Genomic DNA, 26616 nt, shown 5'->3' with positions numbered 1-26616 from the left:
ATTCGCTACAACCTGCTCGACCAGAACACTGAAACCAATACGCAGGTTCACAATTTCCCTGGTGTTGGCGCAATATTCGCGCACCCCGGCTCACGTCGGGGTCATTTTTTTTCAGCGTTCTCTACCCAAGCCCGCAGTACCTGCACGTCGTTGCGCCACTCTTGCTTCAGCTCATCTACCCAGTCCTGCACGTTATCCCACCAGGCCGGCAGCGTCGGCGTTTGAATCTGTTGCGCCAACTGCTGCAGGTGACGCAGGCCGACCGAACCGGCGGCGCCCTTGATCTTGTGCCCTTCCTCGGTGATGCCTTTCTGATCGCGCGCCGTCATGTTGGAATCCAGCACCGCCAGATAACCCGGCATCATCTGTTCGAACATCTCCAGACTTTGATGGATCAACTGCGGGCCAACCAGGTCCATGTACTGCTCCAGCATCGCGGTATCGAGTAACGACTCATTAATCTGCATCGCCTTGTGCTCCGTTTTCTTAGAAGTGTGAGAAGGTTGATGATCCCAATAGTGTTTGATGACCTTGGTCAGCGCCGGCACCGACAGCGGCTTGCTCAGCACATCGTCCATGCCCGCCTCGAGATACTCTTTTTTGTCTTTCAGCACGTTGGCGGTCAGGGCCACCAACGGCGGCAGCGCCTGTCCGGCGTAACGCTCACGCAGCGCCCGGGCGATATCCAGCCCGGTCATGTCCGGCAGTTGGATGTCCAGCAGCACCAGATCGAACTCGTCCGGATCGAACATCGCCAGCGCGTCGTGGCCGTTCATCGCCACCTCGACGCTGTTGCCCAACTTCTCCAGCACCGAGCGCGCCACGATCACGTTCAGTTCGATATCTTCCACCAGCAGAATGTGCAGCGCCGGCAACGGCAGCTCCTCTTCCTCCGGCGCCGCGCTGACGGCTTCCTGCACCGCCGGCGCCTTGATGGTCAAAGTGAAGCAAGAACCGTGCCCTTGTTCGCTGCGCACGGTAATGTCGCCACCCATGCTTTGCGCCAGCCGTTTGGAGACCGCCAGCCCGATGCCGGTGCCGGTGGCCGGACGGCCGCCGCGCTGATCTTTCACCTGATAATACATGGCGAAAATCTTGTCCTGCTCGTCCTGCGGGATGCCCATGCCCGAGTCTTCCACTTCGAACACCAGCTTCTCCTGCGCCTCGCGCCGCACGCGTACCACAATTTGCCCCTGCTGGGTAAATTTCACCGCGTTGCCGATCAGGTTCCACAAGATCTGCCGCAGGCGCGTGCCGTCGGTCACGATCTGCTGCGGCAGCGGCGTCTGCGGCTCCATGATGAACTGCAGCCCTTTAGGCTGCGCCAGCAGGCCCGAGAGATTCTCCAGATCCGCCAGGAAGCCGGTGAAGTCCACCGGCTGGTTGTCGAGCTGCACCTTGCGCCGCTCGAGCTTGTCCATTTCGATAATGTCGTTGAAGATATTGCCGAGGGTGATGGCGCTGACGTGAATGGTCTTCAGGTATTTCAGCTGCTCGTCGTTCAGCTCGGTATCGAGCAAAATGCGGCTCAGGCCGACGATGCCGTTAAGCGGCGTACGCAGCTCGTGGCTGATCGTGGAGATAAAGGTGGTCTTCTCCCTGCTGGCGTTCTCCAGCGCATCCTGGTAGCGCTTACGCTCGGTAATATCGCGGCCGAAGCCCATCAGCCCGTGGCGTTTGCCCACCCGGTCGTAAAACGGGACCTTGCGCAGCTCGAAACAGGCCTTGCGGCCGTCGGGATACACCAGCCATTGTTCGTAGGTCAGCGAAACGTTGTGGCGGAACACCTTCTCATCGGTCTCAATGACCTTTTCGGCGATCTCCTGGCCGTAGACGTCGAACGGCGTCAGGCCGATCAGCTGTTTCTCGCTCTTGCCGGTCAGCAGTTCCATCGCGCGGTTACAGCCGGAAAACTCTTTGTCTTCGTTGCGGTAGTAGACCAAATCCGGCGAGGCATCGAGGAAGGAACGCAGCAGCGCCGATTGCTGGCCCAGCTCAATCTGCGCCTGCTCGCGCTGCTCCATCTCTTCCGTCAGCTTTTCCATCACCTGCAGGCGCTCTTCTTCCGCTTTGATACGGTCGGCGATCTCCTGATTCAGCTGGCTGATATTGTCCTTAAGCTGCTGATTGAGCTCCAGATCGCGGTGGCGCATTTCCTCCAGCTTGTCCACCAGCCGCGCCAGCCGTTGGCGCGACTCTTCCAACTGTTCCACCACCACCGAGAGAAAGTAGACCGCCCACGGGGTGATCAACAGACCGAAGAAGATTGAACGCACCACGTCGATGCTTTCCACTTCGCCGCGCAGCAGCATGGTCACCGCCATCTGCACCACCATCGCCAGCACCACCAGCGCCGAGGCCAGCAGCAGCGAGAAGCGCACCAACCCCAGTTTCACCATTAAATCAACGTAGTACTGGGCCAACACCCGGATTTGCTTCATAGCGGCTCCCATCAGACACAATCTTTTGAATCATACCGTAAAACCGCGATGAGATAAGGCGGCAAACGCCGAAGTGTGGCAAAGATTGCACTTCAGAGCGGCATTCCGGGGCGGTAGCGCCGCTTTTCATCCAGCGCGCTGCCCTGCCCGCCGTATTGCTGCAGATAAGCGCCGACCGCCTGCATGCCGCTCCAGCGGTTTTCGCACCACAGCGGCGCCAGCAGCGTCGGCCGACGGGCGCTGGCGGAAAGACGGTGGTACACCACCCCGCCCGGCGTATGGCGGACCATCTCCCCGGCGCTGGCGGCGTAGTCCTCCAACGCCAGTTCGGGCAACCGCCCGGCATGCCACGCCCGCGCCAGGGTACTGCCGGTGATGACGTGCAGCGGATGCAGTTTGATGCCATCCACGCCGGTCTCCGTCACCCGCTGCAGCGTGAGCAGATGATCGCGCTGAGTTTCTCCCGGCAGCCCGACGATCAGATGGCAGCACACCTTCAGCCCGCGCTGCCGGGCCAGTCGCGCAGTCTGCTGATAACAGCGAAAATCATGGCCGCGGTTGATGCGCTTCAGCGTTTTATCGTGCGCCGTCTGCAGCCCCAGCTCCAGCCACACTTCATAGCCTTGCTCGCGGTATCCCGTCAGCAGATCCAGCGCGGCGGGTGGCACGCAGTCCGGCCGGGTGCCGACGCACAGACCGACCATGGCGCTCTGCGCCAACGCCTGCCGATACATCGTCTCCAGCCGTTCAACCTCCGCATAGGTGCTGGTATAGGCCTGGAAATAGGCCAGATAGCGCCGCGCCCGATCGGCCCGCGCGGCCTGCTGCGCCAGCTGTTCGGCAATGCTTTGGCGTTGCATCGCTTCATCGGCGAACGAGGCGACATTGCAGAACGTACAGCCGCCGCGCCCCAACGTGCCGTCGCGGTTAGGGCAGCTGAATCCGCCGTGCAGCGTGAGTTTATGGATCTTTTCGCCATAGCGGCGCTGGAGATCCGCGCCAAACATATTGACTAATTGCGGCAACTGCATAATCTTGGTGCTTCTCTGTGTTCAAAGCCGCGATGCTAATAAGAAACGGTTTTTCCCGCGATGACAGAGATCAACGCTTTCCCCGCAAGGCGCCATCAGGCATAACTATTCATCATAAACGCAAATCAATTCACTCTAATTCTGATGAATTATTCTAATCGTCACGCAACCGTTAACGGCAATATGACAACACGGTGAAAAATAGTCATAAACATCAGCCAAGCAATATCTTATAGAATAAAATTCTGGCATTACCCTCCGCACTAGCATGGTGCAGAGATTAAGGGGTTGCACTATAGTGAGACAGCTCACACTTCTGCGGGGATCGGTGCTGCCCCACGATAGTGCAAAAATGCATTAAAATACTTATTTTTCAAATAAATAAACATCATCAATTCGATAAGAATCTATCTTAAGCCCACATTTGACCTGCGAATTCTTTCTCGCTAAGTTGGAAGTCCGCTGGAAGCTTTCTGGACGGGCAAACGTCTCGTCATATTTATGCAGTAATTGAAGACTCCCTCTTAAAACAAGTCCTATACCACTTGTGAGACCGTCACGAGAGGCCATTGATGGAGGGCGGAAAAGCAGATTGGCGGGGTTAACTTGCTGATTGGACTTCTGCCTGAAATTGGGAAGCCCCCTCGCAGTAGGTTGTGAGAGTCACGCAGAGCCTGGGGAGGTTCACGATATGTTGTACGATAAATCCCAAGAGAGGGACAACTGTGGTTTCGGCCTGATCGCCCATATAGAAGGCGAACCTAGCCACAAGGTGGTGCGCACCGCCATTCACGCGCTGGCCCGCATGCAGCACCGCGGCGCGATCCTCGCCGACGGCAAGACCGGCGACGGCTGCGGCCTGTTGCTGCAAAAACCCGATCGCTTCTTCCGCATGGTGGCGGAAGAGCGCGGCTGGCGTTTGGCCAAGAACTACGCCGTCGGCATGATGTTCCTCAGCCAGAATGAAGAGGAAGCGCGCCTCAGCCGCCGCATCGTGGAAGAAGAGCTGCAAAACGAAACGCTGTCGATCGTCGGCTGGCGCGAAGTGCCGACCAACCCGGACGTGCTGGGTGAAATCGCCCTCTCCTCCCTGCCGCGCATCGAGCAAATCTTCGTTAACGCCCCGGCCGGCTGGCGCCCGCGTGATATGGAGCGCCGCCTGTTCGTGGCGCGCCGCCGCATCGAGAAACGCGTGCAGGACGACAGTTTCTACGTCTGCAGCTTCTCTAACCTGGTGACGATCTATAAAGGCCTGTGCATGCCTGCGGATCTGCCGCGCTTCTATCTCGATCTGGCGGACCTGCGCCTGGAGTCGGCCATTTGCCTGTTCCACCAGCGCTTCTCCACCAACACCGTGCCGCGCTGGCCGCTGGCGCAGCCGTTCCGCTACCTGGCGCACAACGGCGAAATCAACACCATCACCGGCAACCGCCAGTGGGCGCGCGCCCGTACCTATAAATTCCAAACGCCGCTGATCCCGGATCTGCAGGCCGCCGCGCCGTTCGTCAACGAAACCGGCTCCGACTCCAGTTCGCTGGACAACATGCTGGAGCTGCTGCTGGCGGGCGGGATGGATCTCATCCGCGCCATGCGCCTGCTGGTGCCGCCGGCCTGGCAGAACAACCCGGACATGGACGGCGATCTGCGCGCCTTCTTCGACTTCAACTCGATGCACATGGAGCCGTGGGACGGCCCGGCCGGCATCGTGATGTCCGACGGCCGCTACGCCGCCTGTAACCTCGATCGCAACGGCCTGCGCCCGGCGCGCTACGTGATCACCAAAGACAAGCTGATCACCTGCGCCTCCGAAGTCGGCATCTGGGATTACCAGCCGGATGAAGTGGTGGAAAAAGGCCGCGTCGGCCCCGGCGAGCTGATGGTGATCGACACCCGCAGCGGCCGCATCCTGCACTCGGCGGAAACCGACAACGATCTGAAAAGCCGCCACCCGTATAAAGAGTGGATGGAGAAAAACGTCAAACGCCTGGTGCCGTTCGAAGATCTGCCGGACGATCAGGTCGGCAGCCGCGAGCTCGACGACGCGCAGCTCGAAACCTATCAGAAACAGTTCGGCTACAGCAGTGAAGAGCTGGATCAGGTGATCCGCGTGCTGGGCGAAATTGGCCAGGAAGCCACCGGTTCGATGGGCGACGATACCCCATTCGCCGTGCTCTCCAGCCGGCCGCGCATCGTTTACGACTATTTCCGCCAGCAGTTCGCGCAGGTCACCAATCCGCCGATCGATCCGCTGCGTGAAGCGCACGTCATGTCGCTGGCCACCAGCATCGGCCGCGAAATGAACGTGTTCTGCGAAGCCGAAGGCCAGGCGCACCGCCTGAGCTTCAAATCGCCGATCCTGCTGTACTCCGATTTCAAACAGCTCACCACGCTGGAAGGCGAATACTATCGCGCCGAGACCCTCGATCTGACCTTCGATCCGCAGCAGCAGGATCTGGAGCAGACCATTCGCGCCCTGTGCGACGAAGCGGAACGTAAGGTGCGCGAAGGCGCGGTGCTGTTGGTGCTGTCCGACCGCGCCATCGCGCCCGGCCGCCTGCCGGTGCCTGCTCCGATGGCAGTCGGCGCCGTGCAAACCCGCCTGGTGGAAAAAAGCCTGCGCTGCGACGCCAACCTGATCGTTGAAACCGCCAGCGCCCGCGATCCGCACCACTTCGCCGTACTGCTCGGCTTCGGCGCGACCGCCATCTATCCGTATCTGGCCTATGAAACCCTGGCCAAGCTGGTGGACAGCCAGGCGATCGACAAGAAATACCGCGACGTGATGCTGAACTACCGCAACGGCATCAACAAAGGCCTGTACAAGATCATGTCCAAGATGGGCATTTCGACCATCGCCTCTTACCGCTGCTCCAAGCTGTTCGAAGCGGTCGGCCTGCACCGCGATCTGGCGGATCTGTGCTTCCAGGGCGTGGTCAGCCGCATTGGCGGCGCCAGCTTCAGCGATTTCCAGCAGGATCTGCAGAACCTTTCCAAGCGCGCCTGGCTGAAACGCAAACCGCTGGAGCAAGGCGGCCTGCTGAAATTCGTGCACGGCGGCGAATACCACGCCTACAACCCGGACGTGGTGAACTCGCTGCAAAAAGCGGTACACAGCGGCGAGTACAGCGACTATCAGGCTTACGCCAAGCTGGTGAACGAGCGGCCGGTCGCCATGCTACGCGATCTGCTGGCCATCACGCCGAAAGGCGAACCGATCCCGGTCGATCAGGTCGAACCGGCGGAATCGCTGTTCAAACGCTTCGACACGGCGGCGATGTCGATCGGCGCGCTGAGCCCGGAAGCGCACGAGTCACTGGCGATCGCCATGAACGGCCTCGGCGGCTTCTCCAACTCCGGCGAAGGCGGCGAAGATCCGGCGCGCTACCGCACCAACAAGGTGTCGCGCATCAAACAGGTGGCCTCCGGCCGCTTCGGCGTAACGCCGGCCTACCTGGTGAACGCCGACGTGATCCAGATTAAGGTGGCGCAAGGCGCCAAGCCGGGCGAAGGCGGCCAGCTGCCGGGCGACAAAGTCACCCCGTACATCGCCAGACTGCGTTACTCGGTGCCGGGCGTGACGCTGATCTCCCCACCGCCACACCACGACATCTACTCGATCGAAGATCTGGCGCAGCTGATCTTCGATCTGAAGCAGGTCAACCCGAAGGCGGTGATCTCGGTGAAACTGGTGTCCGAGCCGGGCGTCGGCACCATCGCCACCGGCGTGGCGAAAGCCTATGCCGATCTGATCACCATCGCCGGTTACGACGGCGGCACCGGCGCCAGCCCGCTGTCCTCGGTGAAATATGCCGGCTGCCCATGGGAACTGGGCCTGGTGGAAACCCAGCAGGCGCTGGTGGCCAACGGTCTGCGCCACAAGATCCGCCTGCAGGTGGACGGCGGCCTGAAAACCGGCGTGGACATCGTCAAAGCGGCGATCCTGGGCGCGGAAAGCTTCGGCTTCGGCACCGGGCCGATGGTGGCGCTGGGCTGCAAATACCTGCGCATCTGCCACCTCAACAACTGCGCGACCGGCGTCGCGACTCAGGACGACAAGCTGCGCCGCGATCACTACCACGGCCTGCCGGAACGCGTGACGAATTACTTCCAGTTTATCGCACGTGAAACCCGCGAGATCATGGCGCAACTGGGCGTGAGCCAATTGGTGGATCTGATCGGCCGCACCGAGTTCCTGACCGAGCTGGACGGCATTTCCGCCAAGCAGAACAAGCTGGATCTGTCGCCGCTGCTGAAAACCGCCACGCCGCATCCGGGTAAAGCGGTGTACTGCACCGAAAGCAGCAACCCGGCGTTCGACAAGGGCCTGCTGAACAAAGAGCTGCTGGCGCAGGCGCAGCCGCATATCGAAGCGAAACAGGGTAAAACCTTCTACTTCGACATTCGCAACACTGACCGCTCCGTGGGCGCCATGCTGTCCGGCGCTATCGCCAACGTGCACGGCGATCAGGGCATGGCGGCCGATCCGATCAAGGCGCACTTCTCCGGCACCGCCGGGCAGAGCTTCGGCGTCTGGAACGCCGGCGGCGTCGAGCTGACCTTGACCGGCGACGCCAACGACTATGTCGGCAAGGGCATGGCCGGCGGCAGCATCGCGGTGCGTCCGCCGATCGGCTCCGCCTTCCGCAGCCATGAAGCCAGCATCGTCGGCAACACCTGCCTGTACGGCGCCACCGGCGGCAAACTGTTCGCCGCCGGCCGCGCGGGCGAGCGTTTCGCGGTGCGCAACTCCGGCGCCATCACCGTGGTGGAAGGCATCGGCGACAACGGCTGCGAATACATGACCGGCGGCATCGTCTGCGTGCTGGGTAAAACCGGCATCAACTTCGGCGCCGGCATGACCGGCGGCTTCGCCTACGTGCTGGACGAAGACGGCGAGTTCCGCAAGCGCGTGAACCCGGAGCTGGTGGAAGTGCTGGATGTCGATCAGTTGGCGATCCATGAGGAGCATCTGCGCGGCCTGATCACCGAACACGTGCAGGCGACCGGCTCTTCCCGCGCGGAAGAGATCCTGGCCAACTGGCCGGAGTGGGCGCCGAAGTTCGCCCTGGTCAAACCGAAGTCCAGCGATGTCAAAGCGCTGTTGGGTCACCGTAGCCGTTCCGCAGCCGAGCTGCGGGTGCAGGCGCAGTAAGAGGTAGGTCATTAATGAGCCAGAACGTTTATCAATTTATCGACCTGCAGCGTGTTGATCCGCCTAAGAAACCGCTGAAGATCCGCAAAATCGAGTTCGTCGAGATCTACGAACCGTTTTCGGAAACCCAGGCCAAAGCCCAGGCGGACCGCTGTCTGTCCTGCGGCAACCCGTATTGCGAGTGGAAGTGCCCGGTGCACAACTACATCCCGAACTGGCTGAAGCTGGCCAACGAAGGCCGCATCATGGAAGCGGCGGACCTGGCGCATCAGACCAACAGCCTGCCGGAGGTGTGCGGCCGCGTATGCCCGCAGGATCGCCTGTGCGAAGGGTCTTGCACCCTGAACGACGAGTTCGGCGCGGTCACCATCGGCAATATCGAGCGTTACATCAGCGATAAGGCCATCGAAATGGGCTGGAAGCCGGACATGTCGCACGTGCAGCCGACCGGCAAGCGCGTGGCGATCGTCGGTGCCGGCCCTGCCGGGCTGGCCTGCGCTGACGTGCTGACCCGCAACGGCGTCAAGGCGGTGGTGTATGATCGTCATCCTGAGATCGGCGGCCTGCTGACCTTCGGCATCCCGGCCTTCAAGCTGGAAAAGGAAGTGATGGTCAAACGCCGCGGCATCTTCAGCGAGATGGGCATCGAGTTCCAGCTGAATACCGAAGTGGGCAAAGACGTCAGCATGGAGACTTTGCTGAGCGAGTACGATGCGGTGTTCCTCGGCGTCGGCACCTATCAATCGATGCGTGGCGGGCTGGAGAATGAGGATGCGCAGGGCGTGTACGACGCGCTGCCGTTCCTGATCGCCAACACCAAGCAGCTGATGGGGTATGAAACCGAGCAGCACGAGCCTTATGTCAGCATGGAAGGCAAACGGGTGGTGGTGCTGGGCGGCGGCGATACCGCCATGGACTGCGTGCGCACCTCGGTGCGTCAGGGCGCGACGCAGGTCACCTGTGCCTACCGCCGCGACGAGGCCAACATGCCGGGCTCCAAGCGCGAAGTGAAGAACGCCCGGGAAGAAGGGGTGGACTTCCAGTTCAACCTGCAGCCGCTGAGCATCGAACTGAACAGCGCCGGCCGCGTGGCCGGGGTGAAAATGGTGCGCACTCAGTTGGGTGCGCCGGATGCCAACGGCCGCCAGACGGCGGAGCAGGTGCCGGGTTCCGAGCACGTGATCGACGCCGACGCGGTGGTGATGGCGTTCGGCTTCCGCCCACACCGCATGGACTGGCTGGCGGCGCACGACGTGCAGCTCGATAAACAGGGCCGCATCGTGGCGCCGGAAGGCAGCGACAACGCATTCCAGACCAGCAACCCGAAAATCTTCGCCGGTGGTGACGCGGTCCGCGGCTCCGACCTGGTGGTGACGGCGATCGCCGAAGGCCGCAAAGCGGCAGACGGCATCATGAACTACCTGGAAGTGTAAACCTTCCGTACCGCCAAAGGCCCGGCACATTGCCGGGCCTTTGTTTTAACCGGCCACGCTTTGTAACAACCTCCCCCCTCCTCACAGCCTCAACGCGCTATAGTATTGAGTTAGCACCATTGCAGGGCGCGGCTGCGCCTGACACCGAGATAAGGATAGCGAACATGAAATGCTCCATTTCCCTGTTGGCCGGCGCACTGCTGGCCGTCAGTTTCAGCGCCTCAGCCCTGGCGCTGGATTCGCAGGAGGTCGGTTACAATATCGAAGCGCGTGGCGCACGGCCGGTCGTGGCGCAGTTGGGCAAGGCCGGGCAGTTCAGCGCCGTGGAAAACAGTATCCGGTTGGGGGACGACAACTGGATTGCCCTGGCGCCCAAGCTGGCCGGCGGCGGCAATGCCGGATTTACCGCCGGCATTAAATCTGCCCTCTCCGCCGCCCTGATCTACAACCCGGCGGCGGTATTGCAGGCGCTCAACAAAGGCAACGATCTGCCGCTCAATGACATCTGCACCGCGCCGCCGGAAGTGCAAGGCGACACCGCCATCACCAGCTTCCGTGAGCGCGCGGCCCGCGCGCTGTCCACCGTGCGCGTAGGCGATCTCAGCGCGCCGCGCGATGCCTGCATTGCCGCCTTGAAAGGCTGATCCGCTTCGTCCGGGCAAAAAAAAAGCACCCCACGGGGTGCTTTTTCGTTTGTTCACGCGGGCTTATTTCACCACGCGCAGCGCCGGGCGGCCACCGCGCGGCGGCTGCGGCGGTTCGTCGTCCGGGCCGTCATCTTCCGCGGTATCCGGGCGATCGCCGTCGATCACCGACATCAACGTTTCCGAAGGGATCGTCTCATTGTCCAAACCTTCGAACACGCCTTCGCTTTCGTCGTAGGCGGCTTCCGGTTCAAACATCGTGCCGGCGCCGTTCTCACGCGCATAAATCGCCAGCACGGCGGCCATCGGCACCGAGACCTGGCGCGGCACGCCGCCGAAGCGCGCGTTGAACTGCACGTCTTCGTTGCCCAACGCCAGGTTGCCTACCGCGCGCGGCGCGATATTCAACACGATCTGGCCATCGCGCGCGAACTCCATCGGCACCTGAACATCAGGGCGAGTCACGTCGACCACCAGGTGCGGCGTCAGCTGGTTATCCAGCAGCCAGTCATAGAACGCCCGCAGCAGATACGGGCGACGCGGCGTCATCTGAGACATGTCCATCGCGCTTAGCCCCGGGTTTGCAGGCGCATTTCACGCTCGGCTTCGGTCAGGGAAGCCAGGAAAGCGTCGCGTTCGAAGACGCGGGTCATGTAGCCTTTCAGCTCTTTGGAGCCGGCGCCGCTCAACTCGATGCCCAGCTGCGGCAGACGCCACAACAGCGGTGCCAGGTAGCAATCCACCAGGCTGAACTCTTCGCTCATGAAATACGGCGCCTGGCCGAAAATAGGTGCGATCGCCAGCAGCTCTTCACGCAGTTGGCGGCGGGCGGATTCTGCTTCCTGACCGCTGCTCTTCTCGATCTTGTCCATCAGCGAGTACCAGTTCTTCTCGATGCGCAGCATCATCAGACGGCTCTCACCACGGGCAACCGGGTAAACCGGCATCAGCGGCGGGTGCGGGAAGCGCTCATCCAGATATTCCATGATGATGCGGGATTCATACAGGGTCAGTTCGCGATCGACCAGCGTAGGCACCGTCTGGTAAGGGTTGAGGTCAATCAGATCTTGCGGCAGGTTATCCATTTCGACCTGCTCGATCTCGACGCTGACACCTTTCTCCGCCAGTACGATGCGTACTTGATGGCTAAAAATGTCGGTCGGGCCAGAGAACAGCGTCATTACCGAACGTTTGTTGGCAGCGACAGCCATGAAAACCTCCAAGTTATCTAGAAAATACTGCGAATAGCCAACTGACAGGCTGCTATCCTGAATAATCTTGCCGCAGGCCGGCAGCACGCAGCGCGACCCGAACCCATAAAAAACCGGCCCAGGAGGTCAACTGCACGGCGAACAGGCGCAAAAGTGGGTGATAGTTTACCAGATTTTGCTTGTTTTGTGGGGGCGCTGCGGCGAATTCATGTTGAATTGTCTGATATGCCACAGATTTTAGTCGGGGACAGCGGATTTCAGGCATAAAAAAACCCGGTGAAGCACCGGGTTTTTTGCGTAAATCGCACTGCCGAAGCAGCGGAAATTAACGCTTGGAGAACTGCGGACGACGACGTGCTTTACGCAGACCGACTTTCTTACGTTCAACCTGACGAGCGTCACGGGTGACGAAGCCAGCTTTACGCAGTTCAGAACGCAGAGTCTCATCGTACTCCATCAGTGCACGGGTGATACCGTGACGGATGGCGCCAGCTTGACCGGAGATACCACCACCTTTAACGGTGATGTACAGATCCAGTTTGCCAACCATGTCGACCAGTTCCAGCGGCTGACGAACTACCATGCGGGCAGTTTCGCGACCGAAGTACTGTTCCAGGCTGCGCTGGTTGATAACGATGTTACCGTTGCCCGGCTTGATGAAGACGCGAGCGGCGGAGCTTTTGCGGCGACCAGTGCCGTAGTATTGATTTTCAGCCATTGCCATTAATCCCGATTAAATGTCCAGAACTTGCGGTTGCTGTGCCGCGTGATTGTGCTCGGTGCCCGCGTAAACTTTCAGTTTACGGAACATAGCACGACCCAGCGGGCCCTTTGGCAGCATGCCTTTAACCGCGATTTCAATCACGCGCTCAGGACGGCGGGCAATCATCTCTTCAAAGGTCGCTTGCTTGATACCACCGATGTGGCCGGTGTGGTGGTAGTACACTTTGTCTGTACGCTTGTTGCCGGTTACAGCAACTTTGTCAGCGTTCAGAACGATGATGTAATCACCGGTATCCACGTGCGGGGTGTATTCCGCTTTATGCTTGCCGCGCAGGCGACGAGCCAGTTCAGTAGCGAGACGGCCTAAAGTTTTACCATCTGCATCAACAACGTACCAGTCGCGTTTTACGGTTTCTGGTTTAGCTGTAAAAGTTTTCATTAGAAAGCTTACCCAATAATTAGTTACACGTTGGTGAACACCCAAACGCTCGAAAACAGTTGAGGCTCACACGACCATACAAGTCCAGCAAACCTACCCCTTCGAATAGCCATTGCCGGCACTATAAAGTTTTTGGGAAAAAAACTTTGTTGTAACGTGGGGTCGCAAGATTATAGAGAAGTCGCTCACAAAGATCGAACGGTTTTTGAATGGAAAATAAATTTATCGCCGGCGGCGGACAACCGGCGATAGGCCCGGCGGGCTCAGGGCAGATGCGGCAGCTTGAGGTACTCTTCGCTCTGCATTTCCTGCAGGCGCGACAGGCAGCGCTGGAATTCAAATTTCAGCTGCACCCCCTGATAGATCTCGAACATCGACGCTTCGGCGCCGATCACCAGCTTGATATGACGCTCGTAAAATTCATCCACCAGCGCCAGGAAACGGCGCGCGGTATTCTCTTTCAGCGGCCCCATCACCCGCACATTATACAGGATCACGCTGTGATACAGCCGCGACAGCGCGATGTAGTCCAGTTGGCTGCGCGCCTCTTCGCACAGCGTGTGGAAATCCACCGCCAGCACGCCGTCCACCGAACGGATAGCCTGCAGCGGCCGATGGTTGATCTGCAGCACCGGCGTGTCCTCCCCCGCCTTGCCCGCCAGCTTGACGAACATCCGATCCAGCGTCTCGCGCGTCTGGTCGCTCAGCGGCGTCAGGTAGAGGTGCGCCTGGGTCAGGGTACGCAGACGATAGTCGATGCCGGCGTCGACGTTCATCACGTCGCAGTACTCGTTGATCAGATCGATGGCCGGCAGGAAACGCGCCCGCTGCAGACCGTTGCGGTACAGATCGTCCGGCGGGATGTTCGACGTGGCCACCAGCGTGATGCCGCGCGCGAACAGCGCCTGCAGCAGCGTGGCCAGCAGCATGGCGTCGGTGATGTCGGACACGAAGAATTCGTCGAAACACAGCACGTCGGTCTCGGCCTTAAAGCCGTCGGCGACGATTTCCAGCGGGTTTTCCCGCCCCTGCAACTCGGTCAGCTCTTCATGCACCCGCAGCATGAAGCGGTGAAAGTGCAGACGCATTTTGCGATCGCCCGGCAAACTGTGGAAGAACATATCCATCAACCAGGTTTTGCCGCGCCCGACGCCGCCCCACATATACAGCCCCTGCACCGGGCGCTGCGGCGCCGTGTCGCCGCCCTTGCCCAGCAAGCGGCTGAGCTTGCCACGCAGCCCGCCGGCAGGCGCGCTCGCCGCCGGCTTTTGCAACAGAGCCTGATAAATGCGATCCAGTTGAGTGACGGCCCGGCGTTGAACCTCATCGGCCTGATATTCCCCCGCATCCAGCGCCTGCTGGTAGCGAGATAACGGTGATAGTGCCTGCATCTGTTCGATGTTCCCTAAGAACGCTTAGAAATTATTTAGCCAACGTTGGCGGCAAGTTGATGCCGATTCGCACCGTTATCGCCACAAATGCCCGCTGCGGGCGCCGCTGAAAACCCTGTAAAAATTAGGTGGAAGCGCATCAGGATTCCACTCGGACAAGGTTAACGGTTATAGTGGATATTATTAAGTGAAAAATCCCTGCGGAACAACGAAGTCAAAATAGGAGTCATCATGACCTGGGAGTATGCGCTGATTGGTTTGGTCGTCGGTATCGTGATTGGTGCGGTGGCGATGCGTTTTGGCAACCGTAAATTACGTCAACAACAAGTCCTGCAGAACGAGCTGGACAAGAGCAAAACCGAGCTGGAAGAGTACCGTCAGGAGCTGGTCGGCCACTTTGCCCGCAGCGCCGAGCTGCTGGACAACATGGCGCGCGATTATCGTCAACTGTATCAGCACATGGCGAAAAGCTCGAACAACCTGCTGCCGGATCTGCCGATGCAGGAAAATCCGTTCCGCTATCGCCTGACCGAAGCGGAAGCAGACAACGATCAAGCGCCGGTGGAAATGCCGCGCGACTATTCGGAAGGCGCCTCCGGCCTGCTGCGCGGACAAAGCGCGCGCCGCGACTGACCCCCTTCGCCCGCGGGGCCACCCGCGGGCTTCCTCCGTTTACCGTCTTGACCTTCCCTCGCATTACCTTTACTGAACTTTGCACGCAAATTCACGGTCTTACCCTTCACTATGACAAGGTGATTGCCTTATCATCAAATTTTCATCGGCAGGTATTGAGAGAGTTATAATCAATGAAGAAAAAGTCGTTAATTCTTAGTGCATTGGCAATGAGCCTCGGCCTGACGCTCAGCTCCGTACCGGTGGCCAACGCGGCCCTGCCCGTCGCCGTTCAGGGGCAGCCGCTGCCGAGCCTGGCGCCGATGCTGGAAAAAGTCTTGCCCGCCGTAGTGAGCGTGCATGTCGCCGGCACTCAGGTGCAGCGTCAACAACTGCCGGAAGAGTTCAGACGCTTCTTCGGCCCTAACTTCCCCGGCCAGCAGCAAAGCTCCCGTCCGTTTGAAGGGCTGGGCTCCGGCGTGATCATCGACGCCGCCAAAGGCTATGTGCTGACCAATAACCACGTCATCAACAACGCCGATAAAATCCGCGTGCAGTTGAACGACGGTCGCGAGCTGGACGCCAAGCTGGTCGGCCGCGATGAGCAATCCGACATCGCCCTGCTGCAGCTCAGCGACACCAAAAACCTGACCGCCATCAAGATGGCCGACTCCGATCAGCTGCGCGTCGGCGACTTTGCCGTCGCCGTCGGCAACCCGTTTGGCCTGGGCCAAACCGCCACTTCCGGCATTATCTCGGCGCTGGGCCGCTCCGGCCTGAATCTGGAAGGGCTGGAAAACTTCATTCAGACCGACGCCTCCATCAACCGCGGCAACTCCGGCGGCGCGCTGGTTAACCTGAACGGCGAGCTGATCGGCATCAATACCGCCATTCTGGCGCCGAGCGGCGGCAACGTCGGCATCGGTTTCGCCATTCCAAGTAATATGGCGCAGAACCTGAGCCAGCAACTGATTGAATTCGGCGAAGTGAAACGCGGCCTGCTGGGCATCAAGGGCAGCGAAATGACCCCGGATATGGCCAAAGCCTTCAACACCGACGCGCAGCGCGGCGCCTTCGTCAGCGAAGTGCTGCCGAAATCCGCCGCCGCCAAGGCGGGCATCAAGGCCGGGGATATCCTGGTCTCCGTCGACGGTAAACCGGTGAGCAGCTTCGCCGAACTGCGCGCCAAAGTCGGCACCACCGCGCCGGGCAAAACCCTCAAGGTGGGCCTGCTGCGCGATGGCAAACCGCAGGAGGTCTCGGTCACGCTGGACAACAGCGAGAGCGCCTCGACCAACGCCGAAACGCTGTCGCCGGCGCTGCAGGGGGTTTCCCTCAGCAATGGCGCGTTGCCAAGCGGCGACAAGGGCGTGAAGGTGGAGAACGTGGATAAAGGGTCAACGGCGGCGCAGATCGGCCTGCAGAAAGGCGACGTGATCATCGGCGTCAACCGTCAGCGCGTGGACAACATCACCACGCTGCGTAAAGTGCTGGAGGCCAAGCCACCGGTGATGGCGCTCAATATCGTGCGCGGCAACGAAACCATTTATCTGCTGCTGCGTTAATTTGTGCAAAAACCGGGCTCGGTGACATACTGCGCCCGGTTAACTCATGCTATCCTCCGAACATCGTTCACCACACCACGAAAACTCCATGTTTGCTAAGCTCTTGCGTTCTGTCGTTATCGGTCTCATCGTTGCTGGCCTGCTGCTGGCCGCACTGCCCATGCTGCGTTCTTCCAACGGCCTGTTTGCAGACAAACCTGAGAGTACCAGCGACGAAACGCCAGTGAGCTACAACAAAGCGGTGCGCCGCGCCGCGCCCGCCGTGGTGAATATTTACAACCGCAACCTGAACGGGGCCGCCAACGTACTGTCGCTCGGTTCCGGCGTGATCATGAATGAACGCGGCTATATCATCACCAACCGCCACGTGATCAAAGACGCTCAGCAGATCACCGTGGTGTTGCAGGATGGCCGCCGCTACGAAGCGCTGTTGGTCGGCTCGGACGGCCTGACCGATTTGGCGGTGCTGAAGATCGATCCCGGCAATTTGCCGGTGATCCCGACCAATAAAAATCGCGTTGCCCACGTCGGCGACGTCGTGCTGGCGATCGGCAACCCCTACAACCTGGGGCAGACCGTCACACAGGGCATCCTCAGCGCCACCGGCCGCATCAGTATGAGCACCACCGGCCGACAGACGTTCCTGCAGACCGACGCCTCCATCAACCGCGGCAACTCCGGCGGCGCGCTGGTCAACTCGCTGGGCGAGCTGATCGGCATCAACACCCTGACCTATGACAAAATTACCGACGGCGAAACGCCGGAGGGCCTCGGCTTCGCCATTCCGATCGAACTGGCCACCAAAATCATGGACAAGCTGATCCGCGACGGCCGCGTCATCCGCGGCTATTTCGGCATTCAGGGCAAAGAGATCATTCCGCTGCGCTCGTCCAATTCCGGCATCGATCGCCTTCAAGGCATCATCGTGACCGAGATTACGCCAAACGGCCCGGCGAGCAACGCCGGCTTCCAGATCAACGACATCATCATCAACGTGGATAACAAACCGGCGGTGTCCGTGCTGGAGACCATGGATCAGGTGGCGGAGATCAGACCGGGCACCGAGATACCGGTTATCGTGCTGCGTGACGGCAAGCGCATTACGTTGAAAATGACGGTGGGTGAATTCCCGGAAGACAGCAATTAAAAAAGGGCCGGCATTGATAGCCGGCCCTTTGATTTTCATCCTGCCGACGCAGCCGCGCCGGCGTTAATGCCTTACTCGCCTTTCACACGCTCGATGTTCGCACCCAGCGCGCGTAGCTTGTCTTCAATACGCTCATAGCCGCGATCAATATGGTAGATGCGATCGACGACGGTCACGCCGTCGGCGATGCAGCCGGCGATCACCAGGCTGGCGGAAGCGCGCAGATCGGTCGCCATCACCTGAGCACCGGACAGCTGTTCAACGCCATGGCAGATCACGGTGTTGCTCTCGATTTCCGCGTGCGCCCCCATGCGGATCAATTCCGGCACGTGCATGAAGCGGTTTTCGAAGATGGTCTCGGTGATAACGCCGGTGCCTTCCGCCACCAGGTTCAACAGGCTGAACTGGGCCTGCATGTCGGTCGGGAAGCCCGGGTGCGGCGCGGTGCGCACGGTGACCGCTTTCGGGCGCTTGCCGTGCATGTCCAGGCTGATCCAGTCTTCGCCCACTTCGATATCGGCACCGGCTTCACGTAGTTTGGCCAGCACCGCATCCAGCGTATCCGGACGGGTGTTACGGCACATCACTTTGCCGCCGGAAACCGCGGCGGCGATCAGGAAGGTACCGGTCTCGATACGGTCAGGCAGCACGCGATACACGCCGCCGCCCAGACGCTCGACGCCCTCGATGGTGATCTTGTCGCTGCCTGCGCCGCTGATCTTCGCGCCCAGCGTATTGAGGAAGTTGGCGGTATCGACAATTTCCGGCTCACGCGCGGCGTTCTCGATAACGGTCGTGCCGGTCGCCAGGGTCGCGGCGCTCATGATGGTCACGGTCGCGCCCACGCTCACCTTGTCCATCACGATGTGCGCGCCTTTCAGACGGCCATCGACGGACGCCTTGACGTAACCTTCTTCCAGCTTGATCTCGGCCCCCAACTGCTCCAGGCCGGTGATGTGCAGATCGACTGGACGCGCGCCGATCGCGCAGCCGCCCGGCAGGGAAACCTGGCCGCGGCCGAAACGTGCCACCAGCGGCCCCAGCGCCCAGATGGAAGCGCGCATGGTTTTCACCAGATCGTAAGGCGCGCAAAACTCGTTCACGCCGCTGGCGTCCACGAAGACCGAACCGTTGCGCTCAATCTTGGTGCCCAACTGGCTGAGCAGTTTAATGGTGGTGTCGATGTCCTTCAGCTTAGGGACATTCTGCAGCTCGACCGGCTCTTCCGCCAACAGGGCGGCGAACAGGATCGGCAGGGCGGCGTTTTTGGCCCCGGAAATAGACACTTCACCGCTCAGGCGGGTCCGACCCTGCACACGAAATTTATCCATCTGACTACTCTCTGTTATCTAATCTGAAGCTGCCCGCCCGGCAGGGCAAACAGCCTTAAAATCCGTTGAGTTTGCGGTCTCGCTGCCACTCTTCAGGGGTGTACGCCTTGATAGACAAGGCATGAATGCGGTTGTCCGCAATGTATTCCATCAGCGGTGCGTAAACCGTCTGCTGTTTTTTGACGCGGCTCATGCCGGCGAACAGTTCGCCGACCACGATCGCTTGAAAATGGCTGCCGTCGCCCGTCACGTGCGCTTCATCCAGTGCCAATGCCTGCATCAGCACGTCTTTAATCTCGTTGGTTTCCATAGTATCCAGTTCTGCCGCTAAAGGATCATAAACAGCCTAGTATCTTAGTGGAATACGATGTTTTCTTAAACTAAAGAAAAAGCCCCTGCATAACAGGGGCTTTGTATCGTTTAACCACGTAAAGGCGGTGTAAAACGCCGCTAACCGGCGGTATCGACAGGCATTATCGCCTGCAGGTTGTAGAGCGCGATCAGCGTTTTCAGACGCTCGGTGACGCCGAAAATTTTTAGCGCGACGCCACGTTGGCGCTGCTCTTCCTGCAGATGCAGCAACAGCGCCAGCCCGGAGGAGTCCACGCGCTGCAGTTGCGCCACGTCCATCGCGGTTTTATCCGCCATCAGCGCGTCGCGCTGCCGCCACAACGGCAGCAGCGTTTCACGGTCCAGTTCACCGCGCAGGATCAGCGTCTGCTGCTCTGATTCGAAGCTGAGCGCTGCCGACATCAGTTTTTCTTGTCCAGCGAGATGGGCTGCGCGGCAGCGGCCTGCAGCTGTTTGGTCAGGCCGTCGATGCCCTGAGTACGCAGCGTAGACGCCCACTCGTTTTGCTTGGTGGTGATCATGCTGACGCCTTCGGCGATCATGTCATACGCCTGCCAGTAGCCGGTTTTGCTGTTCTTGCGCCATTGGAAATCCAGACGCACCGGCGGGCGGCCGCCGTTGTCGATGATGGTGACACGAATGGCCACGATGTCGGCGTTGCCCAGCGGCTGTTCAGGCGCGATCTGGTAAGTCTGGCCGTGGTACATCGCCAGCGCCTGGCCGTAAGCCTGCTCCAGGTAAGCCTGGAAAGCGGTGAAGTAAGCTTCGCGCTGCGCAGGCGTCGCATCTTTGTAGTAACGGCCCAGCACCAGCGCGCCGGCGTATTTCACCTGCACGAACGGCATCAGTTCCTGATGCACGATGGAGCGCAGGTAGTTCGGGTCCTGCTTGATCTTCGGCTGTTCGTTCTTCAAACGGCTGAAGGTCTTCTGCGCCGCGTCTTGCATCATGCTGTAAGGGTTGGTTTGGTCGGCTGCGCTCGCCAGCGGCGCAACCACCAGCAGAGCCACCATCAGTAAACGTTTAAACATGCAGGTATCCTCTCTTAATGATTTGGAACAGCGGGTTGCGGTGCAGCGCCGGCAGCCGGCTCAGCGGCCGCGTCTCCCGGTTTGGCGCTGTCCTGACCGCCGCTTTTATACAGGAACTGGCCGATCAGATCTTCCAGAACCATGGCTGATTTAGTGTCCTGGATGGTGCCGCCGTCTTTCAGAATGGTGGTGCCCATATCAGGATCTTCGAAGCCCACGTTAAGCGCCAGATATTGCTCGCCCAGCAGGCCGGAGGTGCGGATCGCCAGCGAGCTGGTATCCGGGATTTCGTCGTACTTTTTCTGGATATCGAGCGCCACGCGCGGCGTGTAGGTTTTCGGATCGAGTTCGATGTCCGCCACGCGGCCGATCACCACGCCGCCGATCTTCACCGGCGAACGCGGTTTCAGGCCGCCGATATTGTCGAACGTCGCGTAAACGCGGTAGGTCGGCTCGCTGCCGATCGATTTAAGGTTCGCCACCTGCAGGCAGATAAACACGATGGCGCACAGCGCGATCAGCATGAATGCCCCAACCCAGATTTCACTCTTCTTCGTTTGCATCGAATCAATTCCCAAACATCAGTGCGGTCAGCACGAAATCCAATCCCAACACCGCCAGTGACGAATGCACCACGGTACGCGTCGTCGCCCGGCTAATCCCTTCAGAGGTAGGCACGGCGTCATACCCGTTGAAAATGGCAATCCAGGTTACGGTAATGGCGAACACCACGCTCTTGATCAGGCAGTTGAGCAGATCTTTTTTCCACTCTACGGCGCCTTGCATCGCCGACCAGAAGAAGCCGCTGTCGATGCCCTTCCAATCCACGCCGACCACCGAGCCGCCCCAAATGCCGATCGCCACGAAGATGATGGTCAGCAGCGGCATGCTGATCATCCCCGCCCAGAAACGCGGCGCCACGATGCGCCGCAGCGGATCGACCGCCATCATTTCCAGGCTGGAGATCTGTTCCGTCGCCTTCATCAGGCCGATTTCCGCCGTGAGCGCGGAACCGGCGCGGCCGGCGAACAGCAGCGCCGTCACCACCGGCCCCAGCTCGCGCAGCAGCGACAGCGCCACCATCATGCCGAGGCTGGCTTCAGCGCTGTAGGTGGTAAGCACGATATACCCCTGCAGGCCCAGCACCATGCCGATAAACAGCCCGGAAACCATGATGATCAGCAGCGACTGCACGCCGACGCTGTAAAGCTGTTTCAACAACAGCGGCCACTGCTTGCCGGGTTCCGGCCGGCCAATCAATGCGTTGAACAGCATCAACCCGGCGCGGCCGAAGCTGGCGCTGGTGTTGATGCCACTGCGCCCCAGAGACGCTAACGCTCTTAATAACATGAGCTTATTTACTCCCTAAGCCTAGCAGTTCAGTCTGATAATCCCCGGCCGGATAGCGGAACGGCACCGGTCCATCCGCTATACCATCCAGGAACTGGCGCACGCGCGCATCAGGATTGTTCTGCAATTGCTGCGTGGTGCCTTCGGCAATCACCCGGTGATCGGCCACGATATAGGCGTAGTCGGCGATGCTCAGCACCTCCGGCACGTCGTGCGACACCACGATGCAGGTAATGCCCAGCGCATGGTTCAACTCGTCGATCAGCTTGACCAGCACCCCCATGGTGATCGGATCCTGGCCGACGAAAGGTTCGTCGAACATGATCATCTCCGGGTCCAGCGCGATCGCGCGCGCCAACGCCGCCCGGCGCGCCATGCCGCCGGAGAGTTCATTGGGCATCAGCTGCGCCGCACCGCGCAGCCCGACCGCTTCCAGCTTCATCAGCACCGTGCTGCGCAGCAGGGGCTCAGGCAGGTTGCTGTGCTCACGCAACGGGTAGGCCACGTTTTCGAATACGGTCAAATCGGTGAACAGCGCGCCCGACTGGAACAGCATGCTCATCTTTTTGCGCGCGTCGTACAACTGACGGCGGGACAATGCGGGAATGTTGTCGCCGTCAAACCAAATCTCCCCGCGGTCCGGCGTCAGCTGACCGCCGATCAGACGCAGCAGCGTGGTTTTGCCGATGCCCGACGGCCCCATGATCGCCGTGATCTTACCGCGAGGCACCGTCAGGTTGATGTCTTCAAATATCCGCCGGTCGCCGCGCGAAAAGCTCATGTCGCGCACTTCGACCAAATTATCTGCCTTTTGGAGCATGTTAATGGACCCTTTACGACTCATCTTTTGCTGAATCTACCCGTGATGTTAAAGCAATGGGCGCAATCCGTCTCATCTTTACAAAAACTTACTGCCATTTCGCAACCAATGATGCCATTGGTTTTACTTTTCCGCGCCACCCGGTCAAAATTGGCGCCATAACGAAAAAAAACGAAAGTGTTCAACAATTAGCCGGGAAAAACCGTTGCTGCGCTCAAGCGCACGCACCGGAGGGCAAGCAATACCGCCGCATTGACGGCTTTAACCAACGAACCGGGATAATACCCGACAAAGGACCCTGCATGTTTCTCGCAATAGCATTATTAATCGTTGGTTTATTTCTACTGGTGTATGGTGCAGACCGCTTAGTTTATGGTGCTGCCGTGATTTCCCGTTCGCTTGGCGTGCCGCCGTTGATCATCGGCATGACCATCGTCGGCATCGGCACTTCACTGCCGGAGCTGATCGTGTCCACCACCGCCGCGCTGAACGGGCAGATAGATATGGCCGTTGGCAACGTGTTAGGTTCCAACATCACCAACATTTTATTGATCCTGGGCGTCGCAGCGCTGATTCACCCGCTGGCTGCACGATCGGAAATACTGCGGCGCGAACTGCCGCTGATGTTAGCGGTCACAGTATTGTGCGGTTTCGTGTTGATGGACGGCACCCTGAGCAGGCTGGACGGCGTGCTGCTGCTGACCGCCGCCGCCGGTTTCATCCTGCTGATGCTGAAAATCGCCCGGCTGGCGCAGCGCGAGGGCAGCGACAGCCTGACCATGGAGCAGATCGCCGAATTGCCGCAGGACAGCAGCAATACCGTGGCGGTGCTGTGGCTGGTGCTGGCGTTTATCATTCTGCCGCTCTCTTCCAGAATGGTGGTCGATAACGCGACGGTGATCGCGCACTATTTCGGCCTGAGCGAACTGGTGGTCGGCTTGACCATTATCGCCATCGGCACCAGCCTGCCCGAGCTGGCCACGTCCATCGCCGGAGCATTAAAGGGCGAAGATGATATGGCGATTGGCAACATCATCGGCTCCAATATTTTCAACACGGTGATCGTGCTGGGCGTCCCCGCCCTGCTGTCGCCGGGCAGCGTGGACGCCGCCGCCTTCCAGCGCGATTACTGGGTGATGCTGGCGGCCAGCGTGCTGCTGAGCGTGCTGTGCATCGGCCGCAAACACCGCATCGGCCACCTAGCCGGCGCGCTGTTATTATGCGGCTTTATTGCGTATCTTGCGGTGCTGTTCTTTAACCCTTTCAGTACTTTCGGCTAAACCGACGGGAATGAGTATGTCGAACATTGAGTTGCAACCGGGCTTCGATTTTCAACAGGCCGGCAAAGAAGTGCTTCAGATAGAGCGTGACGGGCTGGCTCAGCTCGACAGCTACATCAACGCAGACTTCACCCGCGCCTGCGAAACGATCGCCGCCTGCGGCGGCAAAGTGGTGGTGATGGGCATGGGTAAATCCGGCCATATCGGCTGCAAGATCGCCGCGACCTTCGCCAGCACCGGCACCCCCTCATTCTTCGTGCACCCGGCGGAAGCCAGCCATGGCGATTTGGGCATGGTCACTCCGCAGGATATCGTGCTCGCCATCTCCAACTCCGGTGAGTCCAGCGAGATCCTGGCGCTGATCCCGGTGTTGAAACGGCAGCGGATCACCCTCATCTGCATGACCAACAATCCGGAAAGTTCGATGGGCAAGGCGGCGGACATCCACCTGTGCATCAAGGTGCCGCAGGAGGCCTGCCCGCTGGGGCTGGCGCCGACCACCAGCACCACCGCCACGCTGGTGATGGGCGATGCGCTGGCCGTCGCGCTGCTGAAGGCGCGCGGTTTCACGCCGGAAGATTTCGCGCTGTCGCATCCGGGCGGCGCACTTGGCCGCAAGCTGCTGCTGCGGGTTAGCGATATCATGCACAGCGGCGACGAAATGCCCCACGTTAGCGCCGACGCCTCATTGCGCGACGCGCTGCTGGAAATCACCCGCAAAAATCTGGGTCTGACGGTGATCTGCGACGATCTGATGAAAATCGCCGGCATCTTCACCGACGGCGACCTGCGCCGGGTATTCGACATGGGCATCAACCTGCACGAGGCGAAGATCGCCGATGTCATGACGCCGGGCGGCGTGCGGGTGCGCCCCAATATTCTGGCGGTCGATGCATTGAACCTGATGCAACAACGCCACATCACCGCGCTGCTGGTTGCCGATGGCGACCAACTGCTGGGTGTGGTACATATGCATGACATGCTGCGCGCCGGCGTCGTTTAATTAAGGAATAGAACGGAATGGGTATGGTAGAAACCTGCTACGGGCCGGTAGAACAAGAGGTTATGGCGCGTGCCGGGAACATCCGCCTGTTGATTTGCGACGTTGACGGCGTGCTGTCGGACGGCCTGATCTTCATGGGCAACAACGGTGAAGAATTGAAGGCGTTCAACGTGCGCGACGGTTACGGCATCCGCTGTCTGAAAACCTCGGACATCGAGGTGGCGATCATCACCGGTCGCTCCGCCAAGCTGCTGGAAGACCGCGCGCAGACGCTCGGTATCACCCATCTGTATCAGGGGCAGTCCGATAAGCTTTTGGCCTTCCGCGAACTGTTGGATAAACTGTCGTTAACGGCGGATCAGGTCGCCTATATCGGCGATGACCTGATCGACTGGCCGGTGATGGCGCAGGTCGGCCTGGCGGTCGCGGTGGCGGACGCCCATCCGCTGTTGACGCCGCGCGCCCACTACGTCACCCGCATTGCCGGCGGCCGCGGCGCAGTACGCGAACTGTGCGACATCATTCTTTTGGCTCAAAATAAGCTGGAGGACGCCAAAGGGCTGTCGATATGAGTAAAACCAAACTGTGGATCACCATCCTGTTGACGGTGATCGTTCTGGCGCTGATCGGCTGGAACATGACGGACTTCAGCGACGACACGGCTCCTGGCCCGGCTAACGATCAGGATCCGACCTACCAGAGCCAGCACACGGTCACCGTGGTGTACAACCCGGCCGGCAAGCTGAATTACAAACTGGTGGCGGAAGACGCGAAGTATTACACCGCCGGCGAGCTGAGCTGGTTCACCCAGCCGGTGATGACGCTGTTCGATGAGAATGCGGTGGCCACCTGGTCAGTTCGCGCCGATCGCGCCAAACTGACTAAAGACCGGATGCTGTATCTGTATGGTCACGTCGAGGTAAACAGCCTGACCACCACCTCGCAGCTGGAAAAAATTAAGACGGACAACGCTCAGGTAAACCTGGTCACCCAGGACGTCACCTCCGATGACGAAGTCACGCTTTACGGGACCAATTTTACCTCTAACGGCATGAAAATGCGTGGGAACCTGCGGACCAAAACCGCTGAGCTGATTGATAAGGTTAAGACCAACTATGAAATTCAGAACCAAAAACCAACTCCGTAACCTGTTGCTCGGCAGCTTAGTTTTGGCCGCCAGCGCCCCCGCTCTGGCGCTGAAATCCGACTCCAGCCAGCCGGTCAGCATCGACTCGCTCAAGCAGTCGTTGGACATGCAAAGCAACGTCAGCACCTTCACCGACAACGTGGTGATCAAACAGGGCACCATCGATATTCGCGCCGACAAGGTGGTCGTCACCCGCCCGGGCGGAGATCAGAATAAGACCTATATTGAAGCGTTCGGCAACCCGGTAACCTTCTACCAGATGCAGGACAGCGGCAAGCCGGTCAAAGGCCACGCGCAGAAAGTGCGTTACGACGTGGCGACCCAGCTGGTGACCCTGACGGGCAACGCCTATCTGGAGCAGCTCGACAGCAACGTGAAAGGCGATCGCATCACCTATCTGGTGCAACAGCAGCAAATGCAGGCGTTTAGCGACAAAGGCAAACGCGTGACAACGGTTCTGGTACCGTCGCAGTTGCAAGACAAAAACGGGCAAAAAAAGAGTAACTAATCACTT

General features: G+C 59.8%; 25 protein-coding genes. 11 read left to right on the top strand and 14 right to left on the bottom strand.

What is annotated here, in order from left to right:
* Window positions 1–101: 101 nt before the first annotated feature.
* Entirely contained in the window at window positions 102–2441 is a 2340-nt protein-coding gene (gene arcB, locus ACJ8PE_RS10315) for an aerobic respiration two-component sensor histidine kinase ArcB (protein WP_033644509.1), read from the bottom strand.
* 92 nt (window positions 2442–2533) lie between these two features.
* Entirely contained in the window at window positions 2534–3472 is a 939-nt protein-coding gene (locus tag ACJ8PE_RS10310) for a TIGR01212 family radical SAM protein (protein ID WP_197792721.1), read from the bottom strand.
* A 691-nt stretch (window positions 3473–4163) separates the two neighbouring features.
* Between ACJ8PE_RS10310 and gltB the strand changes: the two genes are divergently transcribed.
* From gltB to ACJ8PE_RS10295, 3 genes are all read left to right on the top strand, one after another.
* Complete coding sequence (gene gltB / locus ACJ8PE_RS10305) at window positions 4164–8624, top strand: glutamate synthase large subunit (protein ID WP_060660210.1); 4461 nt, start codon at window positions 4164–4166, stop codon at window positions 8622–8624.
* A 14-nt stretch (window positions 8625–8638) separates the two neighbouring features.
* Entirely contained in the window at window positions 8639–10057 is a 1419-nt protein-coding gene (locus ACJ8PE_RS10300; protein ID WP_042785428.1) for a glutamate synthase small subunit, read from the top strand.
* A gap of 164 nt (window positions 10058–10221) precedes the next feature.
* Window positions 10222–10701: a hypothetical protein gene (locus ACJ8PE_RS10295; RefSeq protein WP_033644504.1), complete on the top strand. Its 480-nt coding sequence runs from the start codon at window positions 10222–10224 to the stop codon at window positions 10699–10701.
* Between the two features lie 63 nt (window positions 10702–10764).
* Here the strand turns inward: ACJ8PE_RS10295 and sspB are convergent, their stop codons facing one another.
* From sspB to zapE, 5 genes are all read right to left on the bottom strand, one after another.
* Window positions 10765–11265 carry a ClpXP protease specificity-enhancing factor gene (sspB, locus tag ACJ8PE_RS10290; RefSeq protein WP_025304365.1) on the bottom strand — a complete coding sequence of 167 codons (501 nt, stop codon included), beginning with the start codon at window positions 11263–11265 and terminating at the stop codon, window positions 10765–10767.
* Between the two features lie 5 nt (window positions 11266–11270).
* Window positions 11271–11912, bottom strand: coding sequence for a stringent starvation protein SspA (gene sspA, locus ACJ8PE_RS10285; RefSeq protein ID WP_004937082.1), 642 nt, complete (start codon window positions 11910–11912; stop codon window positions 11271–11273).
* A gap of 325 nt (window positions 11913–12237) precedes the next feature.
* Entirely contained in the window at window positions 12238–12630 is a 393-nt protein-coding gene (rpsI, locus tag ACJ8PE_RS10280) for a 30S ribosomal protein S9 (RefSeq protein WP_004937080.1), read from the bottom strand.
* A gap of 15 nt (window positions 12631–12645) precedes the next feature.
* The gene (gene rplM / locus ACJ8PE_RS10275; protein ID WP_004937079.1) at window positions 12646–13074 is read right to left on the bottom strand and encodes a 50S ribosomal protein L13; all 429 of its coding nucleotides are present in this window, start codon (window positions 13072–13074) and stop codon (window positions 12646–12648) included.
* 263 nt (window positions 13075–13337) lie between these two features.
* Window positions 13338–14465, bottom strand: a complete 1128-nt coding sequence (zapE, locus tag ACJ8PE_RS10270; RefSeq protein ID WP_197759901.1) for a cell division protein ZapE — start codon at window positions 14463–14465, stop codon at window positions 13338–13340.
* A gap of 231 nt (window positions 14466–14696) precedes the next feature.
* Here zapE and zapG point away from each other — a divergent pair, with 231 nt between their 5' ends.
* From zapG to degS, 3 genes are all read left to right on the top strand, one after another.
* Window positions 14697–15098 (top strand): Z-ring associated protein ZapG, encoded by a 402-nt coding sequence (gene zapG / locus ACJ8PE_RS10265; RefSeq protein ID WP_004937074.1) that lies wholly within the window; start codon window positions 14697–14699, stop codon window positions 15096–15098.
* Window positions 15099–15271: 173 nt separating this feature from the next.
* Window positions 15272–16642, top strand: a complete 1371-nt coding sequence (degQ, locus tag ACJ8PE_RS10260) for a serine endoprotease DegQ (protein ID WP_025304368.1) — start codon at window positions 15272–15274, stop codon at window positions 16640–16642.
* A gap of 88 nt (window positions 16643–16730) precedes the next feature.
* Window positions 16731–17789, top strand: coding sequence for an outer membrane-stress sensor serine endopeptidase DegS (gene degS, locus ACJ8PE_RS10255; protein ID WP_042785432.1), 1059 nt, complete (start codon window positions 16731–16733; stop codon window positions 17787–17789).
* 71 nt (window positions 17790–17860) lie between these two features.
* Here degS and murA read toward each other — a convergent pair whose 3' ends face one another.
* The 7 genes from murA to mlaF all read right to left on the bottom strand — a co-directional run bounded on the left by murA (window position 17861) and on the right by mlaF (window position 22672).
* Entirely contained in the window at window positions 17861–19120 is a 1260-nt protein-coding gene (murA, locus tag ACJ8PE_RS10250; RefSeq protein ID WP_019453131.1) for a UDP-N-acetylglucosamine 1-carboxyvinyltransferase, read from the bottom strand.
* Window positions 19121–19175: 55 nt separating this feature from the next.
* Entirely contained in the window at window positions 19176–19430 is a 255-nt protein-coding gene (gene ibaG / locus ACJ8PE_RS10245; protein ID WP_025304370.1) for a BolA family iron metabolism protein IbaG, read from the bottom strand.
* A 140-nt stretch (window positions 19431–19570) separates the two neighbouring features.
* Complete coding sequence (gene mlaB, locus ACJ8PE_RS10240) at window positions 19571–19873, bottom strand: lipid asymmetry maintenance protein MlaB (protein ID WP_442536756.1); 303 nt, start codon at window positions 19871–19873, stop codon at window positions 19571–19573.
* Window positions 19873–20502, bottom strand: a complete 630-nt coding sequence (gene mlaC, locus ACJ8PE_RS10235; protein ID WP_033644498.1) for a phospholipid-binding protein MlaC — start codon at window positions 20500–20502, stop codon at window positions 19873–19875. Before mlaC ends, mlaB begins: the two co-directional genes overlap by 1 nt.
* 14 nt (window positions 20503–20516) lie before the next feature.
* Complete coding sequence (gene mlaD, locus ACJ8PE_RS10230) at window positions 20517–21065, bottom strand: outer membrane lipid asymmetry maintenance protein MlaD (RefSeq protein WP_033644497.1); 549 nt, start codon at window positions 21063–21065, stop codon at window positions 20517–20519.
* Window positions 21066–21069: 4 nt separating this feature from the next.
* Complete coding sequence (gene mlaE, locus ACJ8PE_RS10225; protein WP_033644495.1) at window positions 21070–21852, bottom strand: lipid asymmetry maintenance ABC transporter permease subunit MlaE; 783 nt, start codon at window positions 21850–21852, stop codon at window positions 21070–21072.
* A gap of 4 nt (window positions 21853–21856) precedes the next feature.
* The gene (mlaF, locus tag ACJ8PE_RS10220; RefSeq protein ID WP_033644494.1) at window positions 21857–22672 is read right to left on the bottom strand and encodes a phospholipid ABC transporter ATP-binding protein MlaF; all 816 of its coding nucleotides are present in this window, start codon (window positions 22670–22672) and stop codon (window positions 21857–21859) included.
* A 302-nt stretch (window positions 22673–22974) separates the two neighbouring features.
* Here mlaF and ACJ8PE_RS10215 point away from each other — a divergent pair, with 302 nt between their 5' ends.
* From ACJ8PE_RS10215 to lptA, 5 genes are read left to right on the top strand one after another with little or no spacing between them, the layout of a single operon-like run.
* Window positions 22975–23952 carry a calcium/sodium antiporter gene (locus tag ACJ8PE_RS10215; RefSeq protein ID WP_033644493.1) on the top strand — a complete coding sequence of 326 codons (978 nt, stop codon included), beginning with the start codon at window positions 22975–22977 and terminating at the stop codon, window positions 23950–23952.
* Between the two features lie 16 nt (window positions 23953–23968).
* Window positions 23969–24955, top strand: a complete 987-nt coding sequence (gene kdsD / locus ACJ8PE_RS10210; RefSeq protein WP_089197493.1) for an arabinose-5-phosphate isomerase KdsD — start codon at window positions 23969–23971, stop codon at window positions 24953–24955.
* Window positions 24956–24972: 17 nt separating this feature from the next.
* Window positions 24973–25527, top strand: coding sequence for a 3-deoxy-manno-octulosonate-8-phosphatase KdsC (gene kdsC / locus ACJ8PE_RS10205; protein WP_021505108.1), 555 nt, complete (start codon window positions 24973–24975; stop codon window positions 25525–25527).
* The gene (lptC, locus tag ACJ8PE_RS10200; protein ID WP_033644491.1) at window positions 25524–26102 is read left to right on the top strand and encodes an LPS export ABC transporter periplasmic protein LptC; all 579 of its coding nucleotides are present in this window, start codon (window positions 25524–25526) and stop codon (window positions 26100–26102) included. Before kdsC ends, lptC begins: the two co-directional genes overlap by 4 nt.
* The gene (lptA, locus tag ACJ8PE_RS10195) at window positions 26071–26610 is read left to right on the top strand and encodes a lipopolysaccharide ABC transporter substrate-binding protein LptA (protein ID WP_025304377.1); all 540 of its coding nucleotides are present in this window, start codon (window positions 26071–26073) and stop codon (window positions 26608–26610) included. Before lptC ends, lptA begins: the two co-directional genes overlap by 32 nt.
* The last annotated feature ends 6 nt before the right edge of the window (window positions 26611–26616 follow it).

Origin of the sequence: Serratia sp. CY74737 (assembly GCF_052166775.1) — a bacterium.
GTDB lineage: Bacteria > Pseudomonadota > Gammaproteobacteria > Enterobacterales > Enterobacteriaceae > Serratia > Serratia ureilytica.
This window is presented reverse-complemented; position numbering and strand designations above follow the sequence as displayed.

Excerpts from the sequence above, each read along its gene's own strand:
- rpsI (WP_004937080.1), bottom strand. The coding sequence starts at position 12,630 with ATGGCTGAAAATCAATACTACGGCACTGGTCGCCGCAAAAGCTCCGCC.
- rplM (WP_004937079.1), bottom strand. The coding sequence starts at position 13,074 with ATGAAAACTTTTACAGCTAAACCAGAAACCGTAAAACGCGACTGGTAC.
- ACJ8PE_RS10215 (WP_033644493.1), top strand. The coding sequence starts at position 22,975 with ATGTTTCTCGCAATAGCATTATTAATCGTTGGTTTATTTCTACTGGTG.
- mlaF (WP_033644494.1), bottom strand. The coding sequence starts at position 22,672 with ATGCTCCAAAAGGCAGATAATTTGGTCGAAGTGCGCGACATGAGCTTT.
- zapG (WP_004937074.1), top strand. The coding sequence starts at position 14,697 with ATGACCTGGGAGTATGCGCTGATTGGTTTGGTCGTCGGTATCGTGATT.
- ibaG (WP_025304370.1), bottom strand. The coding sequence starts at position 19,430 with ATGGAAACCAACGAGATTAAAGACGTGCTGATGCAGGCATTGGCACTG.
- mlaC (WP_033644498.1), bottom strand. The coding sequence starts at position 20,502 with ATGTTTAAACGTTTACTGATGGTGGCTCTGCTGGTGGTTGCGCCGCTG.
- kdsC (WP_021505108.1), top strand. The coding sequence starts at position 24,973 with ATGGGTATGGTAGAAACCTGCTACGGGCCGGTAGAACAAGAGGTTATG.
- sspA (WP_004937082.1), bottom strand. The coding sequence starts at position 11,912 with ATGGCTGTCGCTGCCAACAAACGTTCGGTAATGACGCTGTTCTCTGGC.
- kdsD (WP_089197493.1), top strand. The coding sequence starts at position 23,969 with ATGTCGAACATTGAGTTGCAACCGGGCTTCGATTTTCAACAGGCCGGC.
- zapE (WP_197759901.1), bottom strand. The coding sequence starts at position 14,465 with ATGCAGGCACTATCACCGTTATCTCGCTACCAGCAGGCGCTGGATGCG.
- degS (WP_042785432.1), top strand. The coding sequence starts at position 16,731 with ATGTTTGCTAAGCTCTTGCGTTCTGTCGTTATCGGTCTCATCGTTGCT.
- ACJ8PE_RS10310 (WP_197792721.1), bottom strand. The coding sequence starts at position 3,472 with ATGCAGTTGCCGCAATTAGTCAATATGTTTGGCGCGGATCTCCAGCGC.
- mlaE (WP_033644495.1), bottom strand. The coding sequence starts at position 21,852 with ATGTTATTAAGAGCGTTAGCGTCTCTGGGGCGCAGTGGCATCAACACC.
- mlaD (WP_033644497.1), bottom strand. The coding sequence starts at position 21,065 with ATGCAAACGAAGAAGAGTGAAATCTGGGTTGGGGCATTCATGCTGATC.
- sspB (WP_025304365.1), bottom strand. The coding sequence starts at position 11,265 with ATGGACATGTCTCAGATGACGCCGCGTCGCCCGTATCTGCTGCGGGCG.
- mlaB (WP_442536756.1), bottom strand. The coding sequence starts at position 19,873 with ATGTCGGCAGCGCTCAGCTTCGAATCAGAGCAGCAGACGCTGATCCTG.
- arcB (WP_033644509.1), bottom strand. The coding sequence starts at position 2,441 with ATGAAGCAAATCCGGGTGTTGGCCCAGTACTACGTTGATTTAATGGTG.
- ACJ8PE_RS10295 (WP_033644504.1), top strand. The coding sequence starts at position 10,222 with ATGAAATGCTCCATTTCCCTGTTGGCCGGCGCACTGCTGGCCGTCAGT.
- degQ (WP_025304368.1), top strand. The coding sequence starts at position 15,272 with ATGAAGAAAAAGTCGTTAATTCTTAGTGCATTGGCAATGAGCCTCGGC.
- gltB (WP_060660210.1), top strand. The coding sequence starts at position 4,164 with ATGTTGTACGATAAATCCCAAGAGAGGGACAACTGTGGTTTCGGCCTG.
- murA (WP_019453131.1), bottom strand. The coding sequence starts at position 19,120 with ATGGATAAATTTCGTGTGCAGGGTCGGACCCGCCTGAGCGGTGAAGTG.
- lptA (WP_025304377.1), top strand. The coding sequence starts at position 26,071 with ATGAAATTCAGAACCAAAAACCAACTCCGTAACCTGTTGCTCGGCAGC.
- ACJ8PE_RS10300 (WP_042785428.1), top strand. The coding sequence starts at position 8,639 with ATGAGCCAGAACGTTTATCAATTTATCGACCTGCAGCGTGTTGATCCG.
- lptC (WP_033644491.1), top strand. The coding sequence starts at position 25,524 with ATGAGTAAAACCAAACTGTGGATCACCATCCTGTTGACGGTGATCGTT.